Source organism: Variovorax beijingensis (assembly GCF_007828835.1).
Classification (GTDB): Bacteria; Pseudomonadota; Gammaproteobacteria; order Burkholderiales; family Burkholderiaceae_C; genus Variovorax; species Variovorax beijingensis_A.
Map to the genome: position 1 here is coordinate 1 of NZ_VIVL01000034.1, position 2,696 is coordinate 2,696.

The following is a 2,696-nucleotide window of genomic DNA, read 5'->3' on the forward strand; positions in this document are numbered from 1 at the left end:
GCAGCCGGCCAGTCGCGTCGCGGAACTATTGCCGCATCGCTGGCAGCCAGCCTGATCTGCGACTGCAGTCAAGACGGGATCACCGCGCGCTTACGATGCGCCGGCAGGCGTTGCATCACGTCCTTCAGATAGGCGTGTGTCGCTTAGGCGCTCGGCCGCGCGTCGCTGATCGGGCTCCCCAAAGGGTCTTGGCCTCCGGGTCGAAGCCTTGCAGCTCGTTGAGGTTGCGGAAGTAGATGCAGTGGTAGAGCGTGATGCTTTGGGCGCGTTCCTGAGTCGGCCAAGGTCGTAGGAACCAGCACGCTTCGCGCCTGCGGCATCATCGCTCCATGGACGCTTCTACTCCGAGCCGCACGGCTCTCGTCACAGCCTTGATGCGCTCGCTGCATGCCCGGGTGGATCCATTGCCGCTGCTGCAGGACCCGTGGGGTGAACGGCTTGTTCCGGACAGCGTGCGCAAAGCGTTCGCGCGCCGTGCGCTCGAACGGCTCCCGGAGGCCGAACGGGCTGCAGTCGCCACGGATTTGCCCGGCTTCACCGACAGCTCCCTGCGCGCTGCGTCCTCCTACACTGGCGTGATCACCCGATCCCGGTTCACCGAGGACGCGCTGCACGAGGCGGCCGCGTGCGGCGTGCGTCAGTACGTGCTGGTCGGGGCTGGATTCGACAGCTATGCGCTGCGCCCGCCGGCGGCCGGACGAGACGTGCGCATCTACGAGGTGGACCATCCGGCAACGCAGTCGTTCAAGCTGCGACGCCTTGAGGAGGCCGGCATCGCCCGTCCCGCGGCCGCCCGCTTCTTGGCTGCTGATCTAGCGAACGAAGACCTGGGGGACGTCCTCGCTCGTTCCGACTACGATCCGCTCGCGCCCGCCTTCTTCTCCTGGCTCGGGGTGACGATGTATCTGACGCGCGCGGCGAACGAGCAGGCATTGCGGTCGATCGCGCGCTGCGCCGCCGCGAGCAGCGAACTGACGTTCACGTACATCGACGCCCTCGTGTTCAGGCCCGAAGCAGGCGTGGCGTACGAACGGTTCAAGCGGTTGCGCCGCGAGGTGGCTGCTATCGGTGAGCCGTTCCTCTGCGGCTTCGATCCCGCGACGCTCCCGCACGAACTGGCTGCGCTGGGCTTCGACCTCGTCAATGACCTGTCCGACGCGGACCTCGTGTCGCGCTACGACCCGCAGGGCCGCAACGCGCTGCGGACGGTGGGGCACAGCCGGATCGCGCTTGCGCGCGTGCGATAGAGTGTCACTGCCAGTGGGGATCGCACGTCAAGGCTGCGGCAACGCTAGTGGTGGTAACCGTGTTGTCTGTCCGATCCTGTTGGCGAAGGCGAGGCGTCGAGCTGCACAGGCACGAACGCCGCCTTAGCATGATCCTGCGGCAGGTCGACCGTTGTCGTGACAGCGTGGGCGCTGGGCAACCGTTGACCACCTTGCTCGATCCAGCGACGCAACAGGTTCGCGTTGATGCCGTTGGCCAATGCCACCGAGGCGATCGACACGCCGGGCCGAGAGCAAGCGCCAACCAGGTTCGCCTTGAACTCGTCAGTGTGACGGCGTCTGCGTCGCCGATCTCCCTTCACCGTCGTCTCGATAGTGTTCACGTGTCCGCCAAGAAAGTGGAGTAGTGAACACGATGCTCCTAGGCCCGCTGGCGGGAATCAAGATGGGTTGGCCGGACGCTTACGAAGCGCGTGCGCGCCAACCAATCGATAGGCCACAATCGGCTCAGCGAGGCATGCTGCCCCTTGGAGAATTGTTGAGTATGAGAGACGGTGTCGTTGTTCCGGAGGCTGTGCTATGTGTTCCCGGCCCTTGGGCTGAGCGGTCGGATTTGACGAAGAGCCTAGTCCAATCGACCTCGGGTCACATCTTTGCCGGCATGCTGTTGATGGACATGGAGACGAGGGTGTCGTGCGAGCTTCAATTGGAAGGGCGCGATGAGCGAATGCTGGCTGCATTCAAGGCGGCTGGCCCGCATTGGTCACAGACAGAGGAAATGATGCGAATTGGGGAGCATCGTTCTGTCATCTATCTAGTTGGCCATGGCGGCTCCCAGACCAATTTCGCCCCGTTGATGCACGCGGCTCGCGCCCTTCTCGATGCGGGCGGCTTCGGAGTGAAAGTCGAAAGTGCCGGTCTCGCTCATCAACCAAATGAGTGGCGCCGTCTCTGCAACGAGCTATACCTTTTCAGCGCGCATGAAGCATGCGTGGTGTATGTAAGCGCTGCTGACGTCTGCTCCTGCGGTATGCACAATCTCGGCCTGAAGGACGCTGTCGTAGCGACGGGCGATGCTGAAGATGCTGTCGAACTGCTTCGGACGTTCACCCGCTATGTCTTCGCGGAGCAGGCAGAGATTCGACCAGGACAAACATTTTCGGTAGCGTCTGATGCTCCTGTATATCGGGTCGTGGACGATGCGGGTCCTCGCTACGAGGACTCCTCCCTTTTCAACAATCCGTATGGCTTCTGGCGCCTAGTACCCGCCACGGAAACTGGCCGCGTATCCAAAAGGCGGGCCTGGTGGAGGCTCCGCTAAGGTGGTCGCCAAGCCTCGTTGTGGGTTGCAGGCGCCTCGATGTAGCGGGGGCTATCGGCCGAGGCCGTGTGGAAACGGCTTTGACTAGCGAGTATGCCGAACCCGCGCCCATGTGGGCGTCCTCGGCGCACCGAGTCATCCGGTGGTCC

Annotated in this window: 3 protein-coding genes; 2 read left to right on the forward strand and 1 reads right to left on the reverse strand. The window is 63.5% G+C overall.

Features of this window, described 5'->3' with window-relative positions; genetic code table 11:
• Nucleotides 1–329 precede the first annotated feature (329 nt).
• Nucleotides 330–1,247: a class I SAM-dependent methyltransferase gene (locus FB547_RS33195; RefSeq protein ID WP_145747835.1), complete on the forward strand. Its 918-nt coding sequence runs from the start codon at nt 330–332 to the stop codon at nt 1,245–1,247.
• A gap of 44 nt (nt 1,248–1,291) precedes the next feature.
• Here the strand turns inward: FB547_RS33195 and FB547_RS33200 are convergent, their stop codons facing one another.
• Nucleotides 1,292–1,609, reverse strand: a complete 318-nt coding sequence (locus FB547_RS33200) for a transposase (protein ID WP_145747836.1) — start codon at nt 1,607–1,609, stop codon at nt 1,292–1,294.
• A 32-nt stretch (nt 1,610–1,641) separates the two neighbouring features.
• Here FB547_RS33200 and FB547_RS33205 point away from each other — a divergent pair, with 32 nt between their 5' ends.
• Complete coding sequence (locus FB547_RS33205; protein ID WP_261380488.1) at nt 1,642–2,547, forward strand: DUF4261 domain-containing protein; 906 nt, start codon at nt 1,642–1,644, stop codon at nt 2,545–2,547.
• Nucleotides 2,548–2,696 lie beyond the last annotated feature (149 nt).